Source organism: Synechococcus sp. H55.10 (genome assembly GCF_047502715.1).
Classification (GTDB): domain Bacteria; phylum Cyanobacteriota; class Cyanobacteriia; order Thermostichales; family Thermostichaceae; genus Thermostichus.
In genome coordinates, this window is record NZ_JANSJJ010000306.1 from 14,694 (window position 1) to 37,499 (window position 22,806).

General features: G+C 61.2%; 15 protein-coding genes. 7 read left to right on the top strand and 8 right to left on the bottom strand.

Annotation, left to right across the window (positions count from 1 at the left end; genetic code table 11):
* Positions 1-37 precede the first annotated feature (37 nt).
* From groL to NW858_RS13630, 3 genes are all read right to left on the bottom strand, one after another.
* Positions 38-1,666: a chaperonin GroEL gene (gene groL / locus NW858_RS13620; RefSeq protein ID WP_414520701.1), complete on the bottom strand. Its 1,629-nt coding sequence runs from the start codon at positions 1,664-1,666 to the stop codon at positions 38-40.
* Positions 1,667-1,851: 185 nt separating this feature from the next.
* On the bottom strand, positions 1,852-2,181 hold the full coding sequence (locus NW858_RS13625; protein ID WP_414334283.1) for a 30S ribosomal protein PSRP-3: 330 nt from the start codon (positions 2,179-2,181) through the stop codon (positions 1,852-1,854).
* 77 nt (positions 2,182-2,258) lie between these two features.
* Positions 2,259-3,380: an NAD(P)/FAD-dependent oxidoreductase gene (locus NW858_RS13630; protein ID WP_414520702.1), complete on the bottom strand. Its 1,122-nt coding sequence runs from the start codon at positions 3,378-3,380 to the stop codon at positions 2,259-2,261.
* 151 nt (positions 3,381-3,531) lie between these two features.
* Between NW858_RS13630 and NW858_RS13635 the strand changes: the two genes are divergently transcribed.
* A complete protein-coding gene (locus tag NW858_RS13635) occupies positions 3,532-4,242 on the top strand; it encodes a Uma2 family endonuclease (protein ID WP_414334250.1) in 711 nt (236 codons plus the stop codon).
* 133 nt (positions 4,243-4,375) lie between these two features.
* On the top strand, positions 4,376-5,008 hold the full coding sequence (locus NW858_RS13640; RefSeq protein ID WP_414520703.1) for a lysophospholipid acyltransferase family protein: 633 nt from the start codon (positions 4,376-4,378) through the stop codon (positions 5,006-5,008).
* Here the strand turns inward: NW858_RS13640 and NW858_RS13645 are convergent.
* The gene (locus NW858_RS13645) at positions 4,977-5,408 is read right to left on the bottom strand and encodes a (2Fe-2S) ferredoxin domain-containing protein (protein ID WP_414371711.1); all 432 of its coding nucleotides are present in this window, start codon (positions 5,406-5,408) and stop codon (positions 4,977-4,979) included. The two genes, NW858_RS13640 and NW858_RS13645, sit on opposite strands and share 32 nt — an antisense overlap.
* Before the next feature lie 177 nt (positions 5,409-5,585).
* Here NW858_RS13645 and NW858_RS13650 point away from each other — a divergent pair, with 177 nt between their 5' ends.
* On the top strand, positions 5,586-6,188 hold the full coding sequence (locus NW858_RS13650) for a 2'-5' RNA ligase family protein (protein WP_414520704.1): 603 nt from the start codon (positions 5,586-5,588) through the stop codon (positions 6,186-6,188).
* Here the strand turns inward: NW858_RS13650 and gap are convergent.
* The 3 genes from gap to NW858_RS13665 form a co-directional block, all read right to left on the bottom strand.
* Positions 6,173-7,192 (bottom strand): type I glyceraldehyde-3-phosphate dehydrogenase, encoded by a 1,020-nt coding sequence (gene gap, locus NW858_RS13655; RefSeq protein ID WP_414336712.1) that lies wholly within the window; start codon positions 7,190-7,192, stop codon positions 6,173-6,175. The two genes, NW858_RS13650 and gap, sit on opposite strands and share 16 nt — an antisense overlap.
* Positions 7,193-7,371: 179 nt before the next feature.
* Complete coding sequence (locus tag NW858_RS13660) at positions 7,372-7,887, bottom strand: Crp/Fnr family transcriptional regulator (RefSeq protein WP_414334241.1); 516 nt, start codon at positions 7,885-7,887, stop codon at positions 7,372-7,374.
* Positions 7,888-8,016: 129 nt separating this feature from the next.
* Entirely contained in the window at positions 8,017-8,352 is a 336-nt protein-coding gene (locus tag NW858_RS13665; protein WP_414336710.1) for a hypothetical protein, read from the bottom strand.
* 613 nt (positions 8,353-8,965) lie between these two features.
* Between NW858_RS13665 and NW858_RS13670 the strand changes: the two genes are divergently transcribed.
* From NW858_RS13670 to NW858_RS13685, 4 genes are all read left to right on the top strand, one after another.
* A complete protein-coding gene (locus NW858_RS13670) occupies positions 8,966-11,851 on the top strand; it encodes a helicase-related protein (RefSeq protein ID WP_414520705.1) in 2,886 nt (961 codons plus the stop codon).
* Complete coding sequence (locus NW858_RS13675; protein WP_414520706.1) at positions 11,848-16,512, top strand: DUF559 domain-containing protein; 4,665 nt, start codon at positions 11,848-11,850, stop codon at positions 16,510-16,512. Before NW858_RS13670 ends, NW858_RS13675 begins: the two co-directional genes overlap by 4 nt.
* A gap of 65 nt (positions 16,513-16,577) precedes the next feature.
* Entirely contained in the window at positions 16,578-16,766 is a 189-nt protein-coding gene (locus NW858_RS13680; protein WP_414520707.1) for a type II toxin-antitoxin system VapB family antitoxin, read from the top strand.
* Between the two features lie 157 nt (positions 16,767-16,923).
* Positions 16,924-21,969: a DEAD/DEAH box helicase gene (locus NW858_RS13685; RefSeq protein ID WP_414520708.1), complete on the top strand. Its 5,046-nt coding sequence runs from the start codon at positions 16,924-16,926 to the stop codon at positions 21,967-21,969.
* Here NW858_RS13685 and NW858_RS13690 read toward each other — a convergent pair.
* Positions 21,966-22,766 (bottom strand): ABC transporter permease, encoded by an 801-nt coding sequence (locus NW858_RS13690; RefSeq protein WP_414334894.1) that lies wholly within the window; start codon positions 22,764-22,766, stop codon positions 21,966-21,968. The genes NW858_RS13685 and NW858_RS13690 overlap by 4 nt on opposite strands.
* Positions 22,767-22,806: the final 40 nt, after the last annotated feature.

The window sequence follows — 22,806 nt, forward strand, 5'->3', positions numbered from 1 at the left end:
GCCGCCTCTCCCAGGGCCGGAGCGTACGTTTGAGGGGCTACATCATACCCATGCCCCCGGAGCCAGCCGTCGAGGCTGCCGGTTTGGGCTCAGGTTTTTCCACCACAATCGCTTCGGTCGTGAGATACATTCCGGCTATGGAAGCCGCGTTTTGCAACGCCGAGCGCACCACCTTGGCCGGATCCACGATCCCCTGAGCAAACATGTCCACATAGGTTCCGGTCAGGGCATCGAAGCCAAAAGGCATCTCCTTCTCCAGAACTTTTTCCACCACCACCGACCCTTCCAGACCGGCATTGTGGGCAATCTGATAGAGCGGAGCCTGCAAAGCCCGGTAGACAATCTCTGCCCCCACCTGCTCTTCCGACTTCAAGGTTGCCTTGAAAGCCGGGATCCCTTTGGCCAGATGCAAAAGCGTCGCCCCACCGCCGGGAACGATCCCTTCTTCCACCGCCGCTCGAGTGGCATTCAGGGCATCCTCAATGCGCAGCTTGCGGTCTTTGAGCTCTGTTTCGGTGGCAGCCCCCACTTTGATCACCGCCACCCCACCGGCCAACTTGGCAATCCGCTCCTGCAGCTTCTCGCGGTCGTACTCGGAATCGGTGGTTTCCAGTTGCTTGCGAATTTGGGCCACCCGCTTCTCCACCGCCGCCTTGGTGCTGCCATCGGTGACGATTGTCGTTTTATCTTTGGTGACGGTGATCTTGCGGGCCAGCCCCATCATGTTCAGGGTGACGCTCTCCAACTTGATGCCCAGATCCTCGGAGATGAGCTGCCCGCCGGTGAGAATGGCAATGTCTTCCAGCATGGCCTTGCGCCGATCCCCAAAAGCCGGAGCCTTGACCGCCACCGCGTTGAGCACCCCCCGCAGCTTGTTGACCACCAGAGTGGCCAGCGCTTCTCCCTCCACATCTTCTGCGATGACCAAAAGAGGCCGACCTTCACGGGCCACCCGCTCCAGGATGGGCAGCAAATCTTGCAGGCTGGAGATCTTGTTGCTGGTGATGAGCAGATAGGCATTTTCGTATTCGGCCACCATCCGCTCGGTGTCGGTAACAAAATAGGGGGAAATGTAGCCGCGGTCGAACTGCATCCCTTCTACAACTTCCAATTCCGTCTCCAAGGACTTGGATTCCTCGACGGTGATCACCCCCTCTCGCCCCACGGCATCCATGGCCTTGGCAATCATCTCCCCCACCTCGCTGTCATTGCCGGCAGAGATGGTGGCTACTTCCGCAATGGTTTTGCGGCCTTCCACAGGCTTGGCATGGGCGGCAATTTGCTCCACTAAGTAGGCGGTGGTCTTTTCAATGCCGCGCCGCAAGGCCACAGGGTTGGCACCCGCTGAAATGTTTTTCAGCCCTTCCCGCACCATGCTCTGGGCCAAGATGGTGGCAGTGGTGGTACCATCCCCGGCCACATCGTTGGTCTTGGAGGCCACTTCCCGCATCAACTGGGCACCGGTGTTCTCCAAGGGATCCGCCAACTCGATTTCTTTGGCAATCGTGACCCCATCGTTGACGATCTGGGGGGCACCAAACTTCTTCTCCAAGACCACGTTGCGCCCTTTGGGGCCAACCGTAACCTTGATCGCATCCGCCAGTTGATTGATGCCCTGCTCCAGCGCCTTGCGGGCCTCTTCTCTAAACAGAATCCGTTTTGCCATAAAATCCGCGATCCTCGTAATTTCGACTGGGCTACCTGTGCCGAGTGCTGCCGGGCGGAGTGGAAGAATCCATCGGCTCAGCCAACAGAAAGTTAGCACTCTAAACTCCTGAGTGCCAATCTAGCCCAAAACTGGGAGACTCAGCAAGGTGGGACAGATCCGGGGTCAGGTTGTGGCCGAGAGGCTTAGGAGTTGCCGCCGATCAGGATGTCGGGAAACTGGGCCTGGGCTTCGCTGATGGGGCGGTTGCGTCCGCCGTTTTGCCAGTAGTTGATGAGTTCGGTGGCTTGGTTGAGCAGAGTGATGCGATCTTCCTCGCTGATCCAAGTTTTGCTCTCCAGCTCAGCTTTAAGCTGCTCCCAAGCGTCATCCCGAGGCCAGAAAAAGTAGTGGGTGAGGGGGCTGCGGTTTTTGGCCACCACCTGATCCACAGCAATAGCCAAGTCGTTTTCTAGCCACAGGGCTTTTAGGGCGAACTTCGGCAAGGCTCTCTTCTCCTTTGCAGGACTCGACAGGTCACACGCTGGCCCGGCCTGAGCCGGGCAGCCTTCTATTCTGACATAAGTCCGCCTCCCTCAGGGGATAGGCCCGCTCAGCCCTGTTTAGGTCTTGGGGCAAAAGCGCTTAGATCGCAGAGGGCTGTTTTCCCTTTCAGCACCAAATCTCTCAGGACGGCGGCGCTAATCGGGGCCAGCAACACTCCATTGCGGTAGTGGCCAGTGGCAACAAAAAGATTGACATAGCCGGGAGCCGGCCCCAGGATGGGGGCGCGCTGCCCCACCGGTCGAGGGCGGTGGCCGGCCCAGTGCTCCAACAAAGTCGCTTCGGCCAAAGCCGGGCAGAGCCGGATGGCGCGGGCCAGCAGATCTTGCAGCGCCAGCAGCGTCGGCTGGGGATGGGGGGCCTGAAACTCCACGGTTGCCCCCACCCACAGGGATCCATCGCCCAGGGGGACCAGATGCAGATCCTCGTCGCTGACCACCGGCCCCAGGGGGATCCTAGGCGCTTTGACCCGCAGGGCCTGGCCCTTGACGGCCTGCAACGGCATCTGCAACCCCAGCTCTTTGGCCAGAGGAGAGCTGCCCAGCCCTGCCGCCAGAATGACGTGCCCCGCCGAGAAGGTGAGGGCGGGCGTATCAATTGCCTGCAGGCGAAAGGGGGGATCCGGGCTGCGCTGGATCTTCTGAACCGGCTGATGGAAGAAAAAGCGGGATCCCTTGCGCTGGGCTGCTTCCAAGAGGGCCTGAGTGAGGAGCTTGGGTTGGACTTGGCGATCCTGGGGCGAGTAGAGGGCTCCCCCCAGGTCGCTGCACAAACCCGGCTGCAGGGATCCCACTTCGCCAGGGCTGAGAAGCTCCAGGCGGTAACCTGCTTGCCGGCGAGCCGCCAGGGTTGCTTGCCAAGCGTCCACTTCCTCCTCCCGGAGCAGCTTGAGGATGCCGTGCCGATTGACGGGCAAATTCCGGCCCAAGTCGGCTTCCAGCCGCGCAATCAAGGGATCAAACTGCTCCAGGCTTTTCAGGCGCAACTGCACCACCTCCCCATCCGGCTGGCGGCTGCAGACCCCCATCAACACCCCCAACGACGCGCCCGTGGCGCCTGAGGCCGGATCCTTGGCGTCGATCCCAACCACCGATAGCCCTGCGGAAGACAGCTCGTAGGCGATGGCACAGCCCACCACGCCACAGCCAATCACCAAAACGTCACAGTTCAAGGTTCCTCCTCAAAGAGATCCCTTTTGCCGTGATACCCCATTCTCCGGGCGGGATCCCTTCTGGAGAGCGGCCAGCTTTGCCGCCCTTGTCCTCTGCGGCAAAAAGTAGGGGAAACGGCTAAGATGTCGACATCCCCGACTGCCTTCGCCCATGGATACTGAACTGCTGCTGCCCGACATCGCTGATCTGGTCACTGAGGACGATACCCCGGTGGATAACTTTGCCTCTGAAAAGCAGCAGCGTCTCCTGACGGGGGCACTCTACAGCTCTCTGCCCCACAAAACCTTCCTGGCAGCAGCCAATGTGGGCATCTACACCACCCCTAACCGACCTCCCATCGTGCCGGATGTTTTTCTCAGCCTGGATGTCACGGTGCCGGAACAATGGTGGGAGAAGCAGAACCGGTGCTATCTGCTCTGGCAATTTGACAAGCCGCCGGATGTGGTGATTGAGATTGTCTCCAACCGCGAAGGCGACGAGCTAGGGGGCAAACTCAGTCGCTACGAGCAGATGCGGGTCAGCTACTACGCGGTTTTTGATCCCAACCACGAGCTGGGGCCAGAGGAGCTGCGCATTTTCGAGCTGCGAGGCCGCCACTATGCGGAAATGACCGAGACCTGGCTGGAACAGGTGGAGCTGGGCCTGAGGCTGTGGGACGGAGTTTTCGAGGGGAAACAAGCCCGCTGGCTGCGCTGGTGCGACGCCCAAGGGCAGTTGCTGTTGACGGGAGATGAGCGGGCCGAGCGGGAGCGCCAGCGGGCTGAGCTGGAGCGCCAACGAGCCGAACAGGAGCGCCAACGGGCTGAGCGTCTGGCGGAAAGGTTGCGGGCTTTGGGCGAGGATCCTGATCTGGAGAGGTGACATACTCCTGGCCCTCACCGCATCCCACCCTAAGTGAAGGTCTCAGGAAAACCTATCTCCAAAGTCCCTGGGGATCCCCCGCTTTCCCCTACACTCAAAGAGGGAGCTACCCCTAAGTTGGGAAATCGTCCAGATGGGCTATCGCCGCCAGGATTGGTTGGCCTACTGGCTGCTCAAGTGGCTGGTGGTCAATCCGCTGTTTCGGGGACTGTATTTTGGCCGCACCTATGGCCAGGAAAACGTGCCTCGCCAGGGATCCCTGATCATTGTTAGCAACCATGCCAGCCACTTGGATCCGCCGCTGGTGGCCAATGCAGTGCGCCGCCCTGTAGCCTTCATGGCCAAGGAAGAGCTGTTTCAGGTGCCAGCGCTGAAGCAGGTGATCCGGCTCTACGGGGCCTACCCGGTCAAGAGAGGCGGCTCTGACCGCGCTGCCTTGCGAGCCACGGAAGCAGCCCTGGCGCGGGGATGGGCGGTGGGGATCTTTCTCAACGGCACCCGCACCCCCGATGGCCGCATTCCCCAGCCTCACCTGGGGGCTGCCTTGGTGGCAGCGCGCACCCAGACACCTCTGCTCCCCGTGGCCCTCTGGGGTACCGAGAAGGTGCTGCCCAAGGGATCCCGCTGGCCACGGCTGTTCTGCCCCATCACGGTGCGCATCGGCAAGGTGATCCCCCCCCCTGCTTCCAGCGATAAGGCTGATTTGCAACAGGCGACGGCAGAGTACGTGCAGGCTATCCACGCTCTTTTGGATCAGGGGCGCTGAGGGTATCTTGGGCTACCAGATACTCGGCCACCGGGATCCCGCCCAGGATATGCTCTTGCAGCACCCGCTCTATCACCGGGGGCGTGGCCGAGTGGTACCAAAACCCACCGGGGTACACCAACAGCACTGGCCCGGGAACACCATAGTTGCAGGCCCGCAGGCAGTTGGCCTTGGTGCGGTTGACGCGCAGAGGGCCTACGCCCGCCAGCTCTAGGTTCAACTGCTGAATCCGCAGCCTCAGGTATTCCCAGGCTTCCAGTCCCACCGCTTTCTCGCAGCACTTGGGCTTGGTCTGGTCGGCGCAGAGGAAGAGATGCCAATGGTAGGACGGAATCGGATCCGGCTCAGGCTCTGGAGATACGGTTGCCGGCGGGGGAAGGGGAGCGGAAAGCTGGGTCATAGAGGAGCCCTCTAGCCTACTGCTACTAGATAATCGCTAGATAATTATATGAGAATATGAGTGGCTAAAGAAGATGCCGGGCATCCCGACAAACCCTCTGACCCTTAGGGAATGGGGTAGAGGTCTAGGGCTGGGCTGTCCTAGCCTGGATAATACAGATCCCTCACCTGTCCGGCAATGGTGAACGACGCTCCCCAACAGCGGCTGTTTCTCGCCCTCCTACCCCCGGCAGACCTGCAGGAGCAAGTGACCGCCATCAAACAACAGTTTGCCGAGCAATTTGCCAGCCGCGCAGCCCTGCGCTCGCCCCCTCACATTACCCTGGTGCCTCCTTTCGAGTGGCCCACTGCCGAGCTGCCAGCCCTGACGGGATCCCTGGGAGAGTTTGCCAAGGAGCAGGCTCCGGTTGCCGTTGAGCTCCGCGGCTTCGGTGCCTTCGCGCCACGGGTTATCTATATCCACGTCGAGCCCTCCCCTGAGCTGCAACAGCTCCAGGCCAAGACACAGCGCCACATGAATCTGCTGCTTAAGCCAGAGCCGGCCCCTACCCCAGCTCGTCCCTTTGTCCCCCACATGACTGTGGCCTTTCGGGATCTCAGCCCGGCCCAGTTTCGCACCGCCTGGCCACAGTTCAAAACTCGCCCTTTCCAGGGATCCTTTCTCGCCTCCGCTCTCACCCTCCTCAGCCATGACGGCAAGCGCTGGCAAGTTTTTGCCGAATTCTCCCTCTCCGCCTCTGAGGGATTGAGACAGGAAACAACAGCCTACTCAACCCAGTGAGCAGCCATGTATTCAGCCAGATCCAGCACCCGCTGCGAGTAGCCCCACTCGTTGTCGTACCAGGCCATCACCTTCACCAGATCCCCGTCCAGCACACTGGTCATCTCCGCATCCACAATCGCCGAGCAGTCGTGGCCGCGATAGTCGATGGAGACCAAGGGGATATCGGAGTAGGCAATGATCCCTTTCATCGTGGTCTCTGAAGCTTCCTTGAGAGCCGCGTTCACCTCTTCGGCAATCACACGCCGCTCTGTTTGCACCACCAAGTCCACCAGCGACACATTGGGCGTGGGAACCCGTACTGCCACCCCGTTCAGCTTGCCCTTCAGTTCGGGGATCACCAGCGCTACTGCCTTGGCCGCCCCGGTGGTAGTGGGCACCATGCTCAGCGCCGCCGCCCGCGCCCGTCGCAGATCGCGGTGGCCACCATCCAAAATCCGCTGGTCGCCGGTGTAGCTGTGGGTGGTGGTCATCGTAGCCCGCAGGACGCCGAACTTGTCCAGCAGCACTTTGAGGAGGGGGGTAAGGCAGTTGGTGGTGCAACTGGCGTTGCTGACAATGTTGTGCCGCACCGGATCGTAGGTATGTTGGTTGACGCCATACACAAAGGTAGGGATGTCTCCCCCCTTGGCCGGAGCCGTGATCACCACCTTCTTGGCTCCCGCCTCTATGTGTTTAGAGGCACCCTGGTAGTCTACAAAAACACCTGTGGCCTCAATAACAAGATCCACTTTCCACTCTTTCCAGGGCAGGTTGCTGGGGTTGCGATCGGAAACGGCGTGGATATGCTTGCCGTTAACCAGCAGGCCACCCTCGGCGGCCTCCACTTCCGCCCCTTGCAGTGGCCCGAGGATGGAGTCGTACTTGAGCAGATGGGCAGCCGTGCGAGCGTCTGAGGTGTCGTTGATGGCAACAATATCCAAGTTGGACTGGGAGCGCCCCAGCCAACAACGCAAAAAGTTGCGACCGATGCGACCGAATCCGTTGATGGCTACCCTGACCACTGCTCTTAACCTCGCTGCTTGAAATGCTTCGGGAGCTGCTGCTTAGCACATAATACCGCAAGCCCTGGCTATTCTGAAGATAAAATTTGGGATCCCACCGCTTGATTTTTGGCTTCTTTGTAGGAGCGCCAGAACCTTGATTCTAGGGATCCCAGCCTGCCGGCAGGGGTTCTTTTTCCTCAAGCAGGATAGCGCTGCTGCAGCAGGGCCATAGCCGAGGCGACATTTTCCGCCCCCCGTTGTTCCAGGAGATCTGCGAACATGCTGTCGAGCCAAAAGAGGCGCTCGCCGATGATCTGGGTCCAGGCGCGGTAAAGCTTCACCTGGACTTCCAGGGGCAATAGGAGCAGCCCTTCGCTGGAGAGGCGCAGGGTTTGCACCTCGGTTAGGCTCACTGCGGTAAAGGAGCGCCGCCGCCCCGTCAGCAAGGAAAGTTCTCCAAACACGCGCCCAGCATGCAGTGTTGCCAGCCAGTAATCGCCGGGATAGCGCATGTACTGGCGCCGCAGCTCCACGATCCCGCTGAGAACTACGTACAGGTCGCTACTGGGATCCCCTTCTTGGAAGATCACCTGGCCTGGGGAGAATCGACTGGGCAGTAGGGCAGCCGTCAATGCCTTCCACTCAGCATCTGCCAAGGACTGAAAGAGCAAGTGGTCGCGAACACGCTCAAACGGATAACGGGTGCTGCTCATCGGGCAAGCGGCTGGAAGTGCTTGGGGCCAGCTCTGTTTCATCCTACCGCCGCTGACATCGTATCGGGAGAGAGCCACCCCAGAGGTTGGGGGACAACCCAAACGACTCGATTGACGGTTCAAGCCAGGCTATTCTTCCAGAACGTAGGAAATGGCGTTTTTGTTGACGCAGATAAAGTCGGCATGGGCGACGCGGTGTCCGTTGATGAACATTTCCGAGTCGGTTAAGGGGACAAACGTGCGCTCGTCGTTGAGCAGGCTGGAAACCCGTCGCTCGAACTTCGTCCCTTCTAGGAATACCTCGCCGCGAATATCGGTGCCATCCAGGGTGCGAATACGGATGCGCCGTCGCTCCTCTCCTACTGTCTGGGCAGTTTCATAGGCTCCACGTCGGGCCGCTTTTTTGATCGATCGACCAGCAGTGCTCATAGCCTCCTGCAAATCATCCAACTGTTCGTCGCTCATCTGCCCACCCTGGAATTTGGAACCGGCACCGGAAAGGTCGCAACATACTCCCTAGCGAGTTAAGCGTAACACACAGAGGGATAGCTTGGTAGCCCCGTACTTTAGTGCGGGGCGGAAAAGCCCGTAAGCAACTTTAGTTGCTCATCAATGGTATGGTTGTCACCGAGACGTGCCGTTCCCAGGCGAGCCCCTAAAACGGTGAAAAACCCGACCGGTGGCAAGCGTCCGGGAGATACTAACGTCTCAGCCAACCTGCAAGGACTCCGTCCTGCTTATGCGATCAGAATGCGATCAGAAAAGTAAGCAGAACCTTGGGGCTTTGCCTCAAGGTTCTGTCTAGAGGTGTCTTGACAGCGCCTTTACGAGTTCATTTTTGAACTGCGTAAGAATCCCCTGCCTTTAGGCGGTGGGAGTGTCAAACTTGCCCATTCTTAACTTCTTGCCCATTCTTAACTTATTGATGAGGGCCAGGGAAAGGGGATGGGATCCCTGGCCTGTAAGAGGCAAATCTAAGGTCAGCGCCCCCGAAAAAGCCGAAGAAGTTCGGCAGTTACCCCAAAGAGCGGCAAAGATGCGGTAAAGGAAGGTGAGTCGCTCATAGGGATCCCAATCGATGCAGCCTGGTTCAATTGTCCGCTGCCGCGAGCGCGAGTGGGTGGTGCTCCCCGCTGATTCCGAAGAAGGGGTAGTGCTGCGGCCCCTTACTGGCACGCCAGAGGACGCGATTTGCCTTCACCGACAACTGATGAACCTCATAGGCGGCACCTTGCCCTTTGAGCGCATCGAGCCGGCCTTCTTCCCGCTGCCCCGCGCCGACCAAGTTGCCGATGCTGCAGCCGCCCATCTCCTCTGGCAGGCAGCGCGCCTTATCTTACGCGAGGGCGCCACTCCCTTCCGCTCGCTGGGGCGCGTCTCCATCCGGCCACGAACCTACCAGTTTGTGCCGTTGCTCATGGCGCTGCGCCTTGATCCGGTGCGGCTATTTATTGCCGATGATGTGGGAGTGGGCAAGACCATTGAAGCGCTGCTGATAGCCAGAGAACTTCTGGATCGCGGCGAGATCCGCCGCTTTTGTGTCCTCTGCCCGCCTTACTTGTGCGAGCAGTGGGCCAGGGAGCTGGCGGAAAAGTTTAACCTCGAGCCGGTAGTTATCCGGTCGGGGACGGTAGGGCAACTGGAGCGGCAAACCCCGCCGGGACAAAATCTCTACGAATACTTCCCGGTGCAGGTGGCCAGCATTGATTTTGTTAAAACGGAGCGCAACCGCCCTCAATTTCTGCAGTTTTGTCCTGAGCTGATCATTGCCGACGAAGTGCACGGGGCGGCAGCGGCCAGTTCCGGCAGAGCTCAGCAGGAGCGGCATGCTCTTTTGAGAGCTATTGCCCAAGCGCCCAACCGCCACCTAATCCTGCTGACGGCTACTCCCCACAGCGGCATCCCAGAGGCCTTCCGGTCGTTGCTGGGGCTGCTGCGGCCGGAGTTCGAGGAGTGGGACCTTCAGGATCTCAAGGAGAACCAGCGCATCGAGCTGGCCCGTCACTTTGTCCAGCGCACACGGCGGGACATCAAGGAGACCTGGCAAGAAACCGCCTGCTTCCCAACCCGGGAAGCTGAAGATGAGACCTATGACCTTTCACGCTGCTACCGCGAGCTGTTTGAGCGCACCTATGCCTTCTGCTCGGAGCTGGTGCGCACCGGCCAGCAGATGGAGCAGCGGCGGCGGCGCGTACGCTACTGGGGGGCGCTGGCTCTTTTGCGCTGTGTCATGTCCAGTCCGGCAGCGGCTCTGGCGGCGCTGGCCAATCGCAGCGCAGGCTCTCGGGAAGAAGAGGCTGAGGAGAGCTTTAGCCGCTGGGTGTTCGAGTCGGCACAAGAGCGTACTGACGACGAATTACCGCTGCCAGCTCTTGAAGCTGCAGAGCAAACTCTGCCCGACAGCGACCGCCGCCGGTTGCGGGAGCTTGCCCGTCTGGCCCACCAACTTCACGGCGTAGACCAAGACACCAAGCTGGCGCGGGCCATCGAGCTGGTGAAGCGGCTCCTCGCCGAGGGCTTTCACCCCATTCTCTGGTGCCGCTATGTGGCCACAGCAGGGTATCTTGCCGACCACCTTCGGCAGCACCTGGGATCCGCAACTCAGGTAGCCTGCGTAACCGGCCGCATGGGCGACGAGGAACGGGAGGCCAAGATTGCGGAAATTGCCGTTGACCAGCCACGGGTGCTGGTGGCCACCGACTGCCTCTCGGAAGGGATCAACCTGCAGGAAAAGTTTACAGCCGTCATCCACTACGACCTGCCCTGGAACCCCAACCGGCTGGAACAGCGGGAGGGGCGGGTGGATCGCTATGGCCAACGGGCCGAACGGGTCAAGGTCGTCCGCTTTTTCGGGCGGGATAACCCTGTGGACGGTGTGGTGCTGCAGGTGCTGCTGGACAAGGCGCGGGAAATCCGCCGCACCCTTGGCACCCACGTGCCTGTGCCCGAAGCGAGTGAAAGCGTTACCCAGGCGGTGCTGGAGGCCCTTTTTCTGCGCCAGGGATCCGGCTCAGGGGAGCGCCAGTTGGCGCTGGATCTGGGGATGGCAGAGGTGAGCCAGTTTCACGCCCAGTGGGATCGCTCTGCTGAGCAGGAGCGGCGCAACCGCACCCGTTTTGCCCAGCGATCCCTCAAGCCGGAAGAAGTGCAGCGGGAACTGGAGGCCACAGACGCTGTGCTGGGGGATCCGCAGGCCGTGCAGCAATTTTTTCTAACTGCTGCCCAGCGCCTAGGCCTGGCTGTGATCCCTGACCGGCAGTCTGGAGTCTTCCGGGTCAACCTCAGCCAGGAGGGCACGGCAACCCTGCCGGAGACCATTCGTTCAGTCCTGCCCCAGCCCAAGGGTGGACAGTGGCGGATTAGCTTCATCTCCCCCACGCCGGAAGGAGCGGAATACGTTGGCCGCAACCACCGCCTCATCGCTGCCCTGGCCCACTTTTTGTTAGAGAAGGCCTTAGATAAGCCTGAAGAGGCCGTCGTCTCCCGCTGCGGGGTCGTTCGGACGCGGGCTGTGGCTGCGCTCACCACCCTCTTGTTGCTGCGGGTACGCTACCTAGTGGAGCAGCCGCTGGCTCAGCCTCTGCTAGCGGAGGAGGTGCTGGTGCTGGGAGGGGTTGGCCTAGAAAGGGGCGAAGCCCGCTGGCTGGAAAGTAGGGCAGCGCTCCAGCTTTTGGCCGCAGCCAAGCCAGATGCCAACCTGCCGCTTGTAGAAAAGCAGGAGTTGGTGCAGCAGGTGCTAGACAGCCTCAGCCCCTGGCCGCCGACTGCAGAAAACTGGGGTCTAGAACACCCCCTTCAGCAAGGGATCCGGGAGGCCATTTTCCAGCGAGCTGGCGAGCTGGCTGAGGCCCACAAGCGCATCCGACAGGCCATCTCCCAGCGCGTGCGCGGGCTGGAGGTTAAGCCGCAGTTTCCCCCCGATCTGCTGGGAATTCTTGTCCTACAACCTCTGCTGTCCAGATGAGCCAATTTCCTGCTGTACGCCTTGAAGGGGGCCTCTTGGGGCCGGACATTCTGGAGCAGCTTTTGGCTGGCGAGCTGTCAGGCCAGAAGCCGAAAGACTTTGGGCTAGAAGACAAGCGCAGCCTGACGGAAGAAATTGCCAGCGTCTTTGCCGAGGCCCGCACCCAGTGGGAAGTTTTCCGCCGCCGGCTGGCCCGTCTGCCGGAAGGGGATCCGGCCACGTCGGTTACCCGCGATGCCTGGGTTATTCCCTTTCTTAGCTTTCTGGGCTACGAGCTGCGCTACAACCCACGGGCCTATGAGCTGGACGGTGCCACCTTTGCCATTTCGCACCGCGCCGGCGAAGCAGAGGATGCCCCGCCGGTGCACATTGTGGGGGTACGCCAGGAGCTGGGGCGGCTGGCTTCCACCGGCAGGCCGCGTCTAGCCCCTCACTCACTGCTGCAGGAGTATCTCAACCGCAGCGAGCACCTCTGGGGCATCGTCACCAACGGGCTGACCCTCCGTCTATTGCGGGACAGCACCTTTGTGCGCCGGCAGGCCTATGTGGAGTTTGACCTGCAGCAGATTCTAGAGGAGCAGCGCTTTAACGACTTTGCCATCCTGTTTCGCCTGCTGCACCGCAGCCGTTTGCCCCAAAAGGCAGAGCAGGCGCGGGAGTGTTGGCTGGAGAAGTACTACCAGCAGGCTCTGGAACAGGGGGGGCGAGTCCGCGAGCGGCTGCGGGATGGGGTGGAAGAGTGCCTCAAGGGCCTGGCCAAGGGTTTTCTTGCCCATCCCAAAAACTCCCACCTGCGGGAGCGGCTGGCTTCTCCAGGATCGAACTGCCTTACCCCGGAGGAGTTCTACCGGCAACTGCTGCGGCTGGTCTACCGCTTTTTGTTTCTCTTAGTCTCGGAGGAGCGGGGGCTAATTAGCGCCAGCCCCCTCTACCGGGATCACTACGGCGTGAGTCGGCTGCGGCGACTTTTGGAGCGGCGCAGCGCTTTTACGGAGCATGAGGATCTCTGGTGCAGCCTGCGGGTGCTCTGGCGAGTGCTTTCCCAGGAGGAGCTGGCAGAGCATCTAGGGGCTGCACCTCTCAACGGCGAGTTGTTTGCCCCTTTGGAGCTGGATGGGTGCAGCCTGAGCAACCGGGATCTGCTGCAGGCCTTCTGGCACCTGGCCTACTACCAAGAGAACGCGACCTCGCCGCCGCGCCGGGTCAACTACGCCGCTTTGGACGTAGAGGAGCTGGGATCCGTCTACGAAAGCCTGCTCGACTACCGGCCCCAGATTGACACCTCAGGCAGTGTGCCCTGCTTTGACTTAGGCTACGGCTCCGAGCGCAGAAGTACCGGCTCCTACTACACCCCGCCGGAGCTGGTGGCAGAACTTGTCCGCTCGGCCCTGGAGCCAGTGCTGCAGGAGCGGCTGAAGTCTGCAGCCGGCCGTGAGGAAAAGGAACGGGCCATCCTATCGCTGCGGGTTCTGGATCCCGCCTGTGGCTCTGGGCATTTTCTCTTGGCGGCTGCCCGACATCTGGGCAAGGAGCTGGCCAAGGTTCGCACCGGCGAAGAGGAGCCCGCCCCCGAGACTGTGCGCGAGGCCATCCGCGACGTGGTGGCCCACTGCCTCTACGGCGTGGACAAAAACCCCTTGGCGGTGGAACTCTGCCGCGTGGCCCTCTGGCTGGAGGCCCATTGCGCCGGCAAACCGCTTACCTTCCTCGATCACCGCATCAAGTGTGGCGACTCGCTGGTGGGGGTGCTGGATCTAAAGGTTCTGGAAAAGGGCCTTCCTGATGCTGCTTTCGAGCCGGTAAGTGCCGACTCCAGGGAGGCTGCCCGCTCTCTGAAGGGGCGAAATCGCGCCGAGCGCAGGGATTTAGAAACAGGCCAGCTTTCTCTGCCGCTTGAGGCCGACCAGGTGGTGGCCCAGCTCAGCCAGGAGCGGCAGCAGCTCGAAGCTATCCAGGACGACTCGCCAGCCAATGTACGCCGCAAGCAGGAGCTCTACACCCGCTACTGTCAAAACCCAGAACACCAGAAACTGACAGAAGCCTGCAACCTTTGGACGGCGGCCTTTTTCCAGCGCTTGACCTCGGACTTCTCGGCGGCCATTACCACGAAAGCGGTCAGCGAGCGGCTGGAAAATCGAGCCAACTCCCGCGCTCTGGCCACCGCCGTAGCCCTGGCTTGCGAACAGCGCTTCTTCCACTGGCCACTGGAGTTCCCGGAGGTGTTTCACCTTCCCCCCTCACCCGGAGAAGGGGGCTGGGGGAGTGAGGGCGGCTTCGATGTTATCCTCGGCAACCCACCCTGGGAACGCATCAAGTTGCAGGAAGAAGAGTTCTTTGCCAGCCGCGATACCGCCATCGCCCGTGCGGCTAACGCAGCGACGCGCAGGCGGCTAATTGCAGCACTCGCCGACACCAACCCCACTCTTTGGCGAGACTATCAGCGCGCCTTGCACGCTGCCGAAAGCACCAGCCGCTTCCTGCGTGGCAGTGGGCTATATCCCCATACCGGTCGCGGCGACATCAACACCTACTCTGTGTTTGCCGAGCGCGTCCGCGCCCTGCTCAACCCTCGCGGGCGGGCCGGCATCATCGTGCCAACCGGCATCGCCACCGACGCCACCAACCAATTCTTCTTCGCCGACCTGGTGGAAAAGGGGCAACTGGTCAGCCTGTTTGATTTTGAAAACCGCGAAGCTATCTTCTCTGGCGTGCATCGCAGTTACAAGTTCTGCCTGCTCACCATCCGCAGGAGAAGCACGTCGGTGAGCCCCCCTACCTTCAGCTTCTTCGCAACTCGCACCGAACACCTGCGCGACCCACGCCGTGTATTCACCCTAACCGCCGACGACATTGCCCGTATCAATCCCAACACCCGCACCCTGCCCGTCTTCCGCACCCGTCAGGATGCCGAGCTGACAAAGGCTATCTACCAGCGCGTGCCGGTGCTAGTGAATGAAAACTCCCCCCCCTCTCCCCCAAGGGGAGAGGGGCCGGGGGTGAGGGCCAACCCCTGGGGCGTGCGCTTTCTCGCAATGTTTCACATGTCCAACGACTCCGGCCTCTTCCGCACTCGCGCGGAGCTGGAGGCGAAGGGGTATCGGCTGGTGGGGAATGTGTTTGTGCCCTCACCCCCTAACCCCCTCTCCCGCACTGCAGGAGAGGGGGGATGGCCCTCATCCCCGGATTCCTTCTCCCACCCAGCAGGAGAAGGGGAGTACAAATTGCCTGAAGCCAGCCGGGAACTGATTGCCAGAGCACGGCAGTTACGCCGCGAGGCGACTACCGCCGAACGCTTGCTATGGGAATTTTTGCGTGACCGTCGGCTGTTAGGCCGGAAGTTCCGTCGTCAACACCCGATTGGACAATTCATCGCCGACTTTTTCTGTGACGACGCCCGTCTAATCATCGAGATAGATGGGGGCGTGCACCGCGAACCCACTCAGCAGGAACGCGACCGTTTGCGGGAGGAAATCCTGCGCAAACATGGCTTTGCCGTTCTGCGCTTTACCAATGACCAGGTATTGGACCAGACGGAACAAGTCCTCCGAGAAATTGCCGACTATGTCGCTACTCATTCCTACGAGCACCCAACCCCTCACCCCCCAACCCCCTCTCCCGAAGCTTGGGGAGAGGGGGATCAAGGGGGAGAGGGACTCTACCTCCCCCTCTACGAAGCCAAAATGCTCTGGCACTACGACCACCGCTACGGCACGTATGAAGGAGTGGATTCGCGTTCTAGCACCCAACTACCTACCCCTGACGCAGCACAGCACGCCGACCCGCACTTCGTCGTGCAGCCCTGGTACTGGGTGCCGGCAGAAGAAGTTGAAGCTCGGCTGGGCAATTGGCGGCGGGGGTGGTTGCTGGGGTTTCGCGATGTGACGAATGCGACGAACGAACGAACGGCGATTTTCAGTCTGCTGCCAAGGGTGGGAGTAGGGAATAAAATTCCGCTTCTGATTTTCGATACCCCAAACTCACTCTTACAGGCTTGTTTGTTAGCAAATACTTGTTCAATTCCGTTTGATTACGTAGCACGTCAAAAAATTGGCGGAACAACGATGAATTTCTTCTACGTCAAGCAATTCCCCGTCCTCCCGCCGAGTGCCTACACCCCTGCCGACCTCGCCTTCATCGTGCCGCGGGTGTTGGAATTGACCTACACCGCCTGGGACATGAAGCCCTTCGCGGACGATGTCTGGAACGAAGCCGTTTGCCTTGGCGAGACGGAGTGCTTTGAGGCGCTGCGAGCGGTGGTTGGCCCTCACCCCCCAACCCCCTCACCCGAAGCTTGGGGAGAGGGGGATCAAGGGGGAGAGGGTATCCCCTGCCCACCTTTCCGCTGGGATGAAGACCGCCGCGCTGTGCTCCGCGCCGAGCTGGACGCCTACTACGCCCGGCTCTACGGCCTCACCCGCAAGCAACTGCGCTACATTCTCGACCCTGCCGACCTGACCGAGCGTGAGCTAGAAAACATCCTCAATCCCTGGGAAGAGGTGGAAGATCCTCTCGATCCGGCGGGGTATGCCAGACGTGTGGCTGCCAGCACCTTCCCCGGCGAGACCTTCCGCGTGCTCAAGGAAAAAGAAATGCGGCAATTTGGCGAATACCGCACCCGCCGCTTGGTGCTGGAGGCATGGGAGCGGCTGGCGCACCGCTAAATCTAGGCACAGGATCCGCATAAGACTGCGTTCTTATACACAAGCGGATCCCCATACGCACCAACATGGCTCTGGACGATGAACTCATCGAGTGGGCCCGCCAGGTAACCGGCCTCAAGACCAAGCGCAAGGTGATTCACAAAGCGCTGCGCACCCTAGCTCAACTCCACAAGCAGGCTGGGATCCGCAACTTACGCGGCAAGCAAGTTGAAATGGGAGGGAGATTTGCACGAGCAACACTTGTGTGCCAATGACTATCTCTAGATTGCCCTCTGGATCAAACTCTCATCTTGGTGGCGACTTGACTCCAGCAGAAGTCTCTCCCCCAGAGGGACTGGAGGTGAGAAAAATACTTGCTGCACTTCCAGACTGGGTTTAGGTTGGCTAGGAGGGCCCTGTGGAGTAGCTTTGATGTCCACGATCTTTGATCTCCACGCCGCTGTCCTGGCCGACTATCGCGATTTTGTCCGCTCGTTTTTTCTGGTTGCCGACCCACGGGCGCAAGCCTTTGTAGACCAAGCGCTAGAAGAAGGGATCCACCTCTGGCCAGAGCCGCTTGTCCAGCTCAGCCCCTCTTACAAGGACGGCTCAACCGTTGACGAGTTGGCTGCAGCCGGACGGATTGCCCAAGAAACAGCCCACATCTTCCGCTTTGAGGATGGCAGGCCCTTTCGCCTCTACCGCCACCAGGAGGAGGCCATCACCAAGGCCCTAGCCGGAGAAAGTTTCGTGGTAACCAGTGGCACCGGCTCCGGCAAGAGCCTCTGCTACTTCCTGCCCATCCTCGACAACTGGATCCGCCAGAAGGGATCCGAGCACCAGGTGACGGCCCTGGTGGTCTATCCCATGAATGCCCTGGTGAACTCCCAATACCAGTCTTTGCAAGACCTGCGCGAACGCTACGAGCGCCGCTATGGTCGCCCTTTCCCCCTGCGCTTTGCCAAATACACCGGGGAAACTGCCGAAAGCGATCGGGAAGAGCTGCGGCGGAAGCCGCCCCAGATTCTGCTTACCAACTACATGATGGCGGAGCTGCTGTTGGTTCGCCCTGAGGATCAGCGCTTCTTAAGTCCTGGTGGACTGCGCTTTTTGGTCTTTGACGAGCTACACACCTACCGCGGTCGACAGGGGGCGGATGTGGCCATGCTGGTGCGACGCCTCAAGGAGCGCTGCGCCGCCCAAAACCTTGTCCACATCGGCACCAGCGCCACCATGATCTCCCGGCCAGAAGCCACCGCCCAGGAGCGCCGCCAGATTGTGGCCGACTTTGCCAGCCGCTTCTTTGGCTATCCCTTCAGAGCAGAGCACGTTATCGAGGAAACCTTGGATCCCTTTAGTGAGGGTGACTCTCCTAGTGCAGCGGAGCTAAAAAGCGCCCTCGACTCTCCCCCTCCCGCCGACCTGGCCACCCTGCGCCGCCACCCCCTGACGCGCTGGCTGGAGTACGAACTGGGCCTGGAGCCCACGCCCGATGGCGGCTTCAGGCGCCGTCTGCCCAGGGAGCTTTCTGAGGTCGCCGCCCAACTGGCCAAGCAGGTTGACAGGGATCCCCAGTTCTGCGCTGAGTCTCTGCGCCAGTTCCTCGCCCACGCCAGCAACCTCAAAGACGGCAACAGGGGGGTGGCCTTCAAGTTGCACCAATTTATCTCCCAGGGCCGCACCCTCTACGCCACTCTGGAGAGCCGGGAAAAGCGGCAATTTTCCCTGGAGGGGCAGATGCAGGCCGGTGAGGGCAAGCTCTTTTTCCCTGTCAAGTTCTGCCGCCAGTGCGGGCAGGACTACTACCATGTCCTCAAGTCCGGGGATCGCTTTGTGCCCTATCCCCTCGGGGAAGAGGTGGAGGAAAGCGAAGAGCAGCAAGCTGGCTACCTGAGTCTGGATCCCCTGGAGGGGGAGTGGTCGCAGGAACAGATCCCGGAAGATTGGTACACCCCTGAAGGCCGGCTCAAGCTCCATTGGAGAAGGCGCGTCCCCCAAGCGGTCTGGGTCCGCCCGGACGGCTCCTTTTCCGAGGTGCCCCAGGCAGGAACCCAGAAGCTGTGGTGGCAGCCCCAGCCCTTTTCTCTCTGCCTAGCTTGCGGCGAGTACTACAGTGGACGGGAGCGGGAGTTTGCCAAGCTGGCTTCCCTTTCTAGCGAAGGCCGCTCCAGCGCCACCACCATTCTGGCCACTTCTCTGCTGCGCCATGCTGCTCAAATGGGGGCAGCCCAGGACAAGCTGCTTACCTTTACCGACAACCGCCAGGATGCCTCCCTGCAGGCTGGCCACTTCAACGACTTTGTCCACGTGGCCCTCTTGCGGGCCTCGCTCTACGCTGCCCTTCTTAAAAAGCAAGAGCTGGGCTTTGCAGAAGTGGCCCCAGAGGTGGTGCAGGCTGCCGGCCTCACCCTTGCCGCCATTGCCCAAAACCCCTTGCTGGATCCCCAGTCGCCGGCTGCCCAAGAGGTCTGGCGGACTTTTACGGAGCTAACCGAATACCGCCTCTACGAGGATCTGCGGCGCGGCTGGCGGGTTACCCACCCCAACCTGGAACAGGTGGGCTTGTTGAAAATTGAATACTGCGGCCTCAAGGAGCTTTGCCAGAGTTCGGCCCTGGCCCCCCTCAATCCCTGGTTTGTCCAGGCCAGCGTCGAGGAGCGGGAACGCCTGCTGCGGGCTCTGCTGGATCAGTTTCGGCGCAAACTGGCCATCGATGTGCCTGTGCTCAGAACCGAGTTCCAGAGAAACTTGCGCCGACGCGCCGAGCAACACCTCAACGAGTTTTGGGGCCTAGAAGAGTACGACGAGCTGCGGACGGCTACCTGCTTTGTCCGCCAAAGCCGCAACGGACAAGACGGGACAACTTTCAGCCTAGGCCCCCGCAGCGCCATCGGACGCTTTCTTGCCAAGCGCCTTGAGCTAACCCGGGAAACCTACGACCAGCTTTTGGGATCCCTGCTTTCTCTTCTAGTCAGCTACGACCTGCTGCGGCGGGAGAATGGCCAGGAAGCCTACCAGCTCAACGCTGGCTGTCTGCGCTGGTGCCTGGGCGATGGCTCGCCGCCGCCTGCGGATCCCTTGTACTCCCGCCGCGCTCAGCAGGAGGGCTACGCTTCCGCCCCTCGCCCCGTCAATCTCTTCTTCCAGCGCCTGTATCGGAGCGGGGCAGCAGGGCTGGGATCCCTGGAGGCCAGAGAGCACACGGCCCAGGTGGTTCGAGCGGGAGAGCGGGAGTGGCGAGAAAAGCGCTTTCGCGGGGAAGACCAAGCTCGCCGCCTTCCCTACTTGGTCTGCTCGCCAACCCTGGAGCTGGGGGTCGATATTGCCGATTTGGATCTGGTGCATCTGCGCAACGTGCCGCCCACTCCGGCCAACTACGCCCAGCGCAGCGGTCGGGCAGGTCGCCAGGGGCAGGCGGGGCTAATCCTCAGCTACTGCGGCGCCTTCAACAGCCACGACCAGTACTACTTCCGCCGCCGCGCCGAGATGGTGGCCGGTCGTGTCCGCCCTCCCCGCCTGGACTTAACCAACGAGGCGCTACTGCGGGCTCACATCCACGCCGTTTGGCTGGCCCAGGTACGCCTGCCCCTGGGTAACTCCATGGAAAGAGTTCTCGATTTGGATCGCGAGGGGCTGCCCCTGCGGGAAGAGGTGGCTGCCCAAATCCAGCTAGGGGAAGCGGCCCGGCAAGAGGTGATGGAGCGGGTGGAGGCGCTCTTGGCCGCTGATCGAGAGGTTCTGGATCAGAGCGGCTGGTTTAGCCGCCGCTGGCTCCAGCAGGTCATCGAAGAGGCGCCCCAGGCTTTTGACCGAGCTTTCGACCGCTGGCGAGAACTCTATCGGGCTGCCACCCAGCAGTTGGAAGCCGCTAACCGCCAGCTCCAGACGACTCGCGAAAAGAAAGACCAGCAGGAAGCCGAGCGCCGCCAGCGGGAAGCCCTGCGCCAGCGGAATCTGCTGCTCCAAATCGACACCCAGCGGGAGGAAAGCGACTTCTACCCCTACCGCTACTTGGCCAGCGAAGGCTTTCTGCCCGGCTACAACTTTCCGGCCTTGCCCGTGCGGGCCTGGGTGCCCCGCGGCGGCGAGGGGGAGTTCATCGCCCGGCCCCGCTTTTTGGCCATCCGCGAGTTTGCTCCCCACAACTTCCTCTACCACGAAGGCTGCCAGTGGGAAGCGGTGGCGTTCCAGGCGCCGCCCGGCGGTCTGGAGGAGCGCAAAAGTAGCCACAAGCTCTGTTTTAGCTGTGGGGCCTTTGCCGATCCCTACCTAGATCGCTGTCCAGTCTGCGGCACCCCGTTCGATGGGCAAAATAGCCTCTTGACCCAGCTTCTGGAAATGCCCAATGTGCGCATGCGGCGGCGGGATCGCATCACGGCTGACGAAGAGGAGCGGCGGCGACAGGGCTACGAGCTGCAGACCTTCTTCCAGTTTGCTCCCGAAAGCTCTGGCTACCGCGTCCAAGAAGCTGATGTGCTGAGCGGACAAACCCCCCTGCTGCAGTTGCGCTATGCCCCGGCAGCTACCCTGCTGCGCATCAACCACGGCTGGCGGGGAAGTGGAGGGCGGGGGTTCTCGGTCAACTTTGAAAATGGGGAAGTCCCCTCGCGAGCTCAGCTTGAGCGGAGCAGGGCGGGCTTGTCCAACCCAGCCTTCTTGCAGTCCATCCGCCTGGCGGTGCGCAGTACCCAAAACCTGCTGCTGGTGCGCCTGGCGCAGCCCGGCTTAGGGGATCCCCAACCTTTAGAAACCAGCCTGCGCTACGCCCTCAAGCGGGGGATCGAAGAGGCCTTTGAGCTAGAAGAGACGGAGCTGGCCGCCGAGTCCATTGGCCAGGGATCCCATCGGGCCCTGCTGTTTTACGAGACGGCAGAAGGGGGAGCCGGCGTCCTGCAGCGGTTGGTGGAGGAGCCAGAGGCCATGGCGGAGGTGGCGCGAGCAGCCCTGGAGATCTGCCACTTCCAGCTCTCAGAAGCCGGGATCCAAGACCTGCGGCCTGAGTGCCGCGCCGCCTGCTACGAGTGCCTGCTCAGCTACGCCAACCAACGGGAGGCGCTGGAGCTCGACCGATACAAGATTCGGGATCTCCTGGGCAAGCTGGCCCACAGCCGCACCGAGCTGCGTCCCCTGGGCCGCTCCCGCCAAGAGCAGCTGGAGTGGCTGCGCCAGCTCATCGACCCTCGCTCGCACCTGGAGCGCCGCTTTCTGGAGTTGCTGGCCGAAGAAGGCTACCGCCTTCCCGACGACGCCCAGAAGGCCATCCCTGATCCCCGCTGCGTGGTCGACTTCTTCTACGAGCCCAACGTCTGTGTTTTCTGCGATGGCGCAGTGCATGACGAGCCCGACCAGGCTGCCCAGGATCGCCAAGTGCGCTCCCAGCTTTTGGGACAAGGCTACCGGGTAATTGCCCTGCGCTACGACCAAGACCTGCAGGAGCAACTGGCCCGCTACCCAGAGGTGTTTGGCAAGAGCAACTAATCCTGCTGGTGGGAAAACAGGTAGGCACCCACCAGGGCCAGAAGGGTTGCCAACCCCGCCAGCACCGCCACTGTGTACCAGGGGAACTGGGCAGGGGGCTGGTAGGCGGCTGCCCGCATGCCGATGCTGGCGTAGGAAAGGGGCAGGCAATAGACCAGCACCTGTAGGTAGCCTGGCAACTGGCTGGGATCAAAAAAAGTGGCCCCCAGAAAGGACATGGGCGTAATCAAAAAGTTGGTGAGCACGCCCACACTCTCCAAGCTGGGCACCTTTAAGCCGGCGATTACCCCGATGCCGGCAAAGACAGCGCAATCCAAAAGCAGCACCAACAGCGCCAGGGGATGAAGAAGGCCCCAGGCCCCTGTCCCCAGCACCCCCACCGCCAACACTCCCAAGGCCGTGAGCAGGCCGCGGGCAATGCCCGCCAACACCTTACCCAAATGCAGCGCCAGCGGATGCACCGGCAAGAGCAGCAGCTCTTCAAAGCTCTTGGTAAACAGCCGCGATCCACAAATGGAGAAAGTAGTGCCGGCAAAGCTAATCGTCATGGCCGAAAGAGCCACCATCCCCGGCAAAATAAAACGTAAATAGGAACCTGCCGCCGTCGATCCGCCTACGTCAGCCAGGGCCTCGGCCCGCAGGGATCCGCCCAGCCCCACCCCAAAAGCAACGATGTAGATGAGGGGGGCCACCAGCCCCGAAGCCACCACCTGCCAGACCCGCCCGCGCAGATCCAGCCAGTCGCGCCAGAAGATGGTTAAACTGTCTTCCCAGATTTGCCGATAGGGCATCACCATAGGTTTTCCTCGCTCTTTACGGGTTTGGGGCTTGCCCACT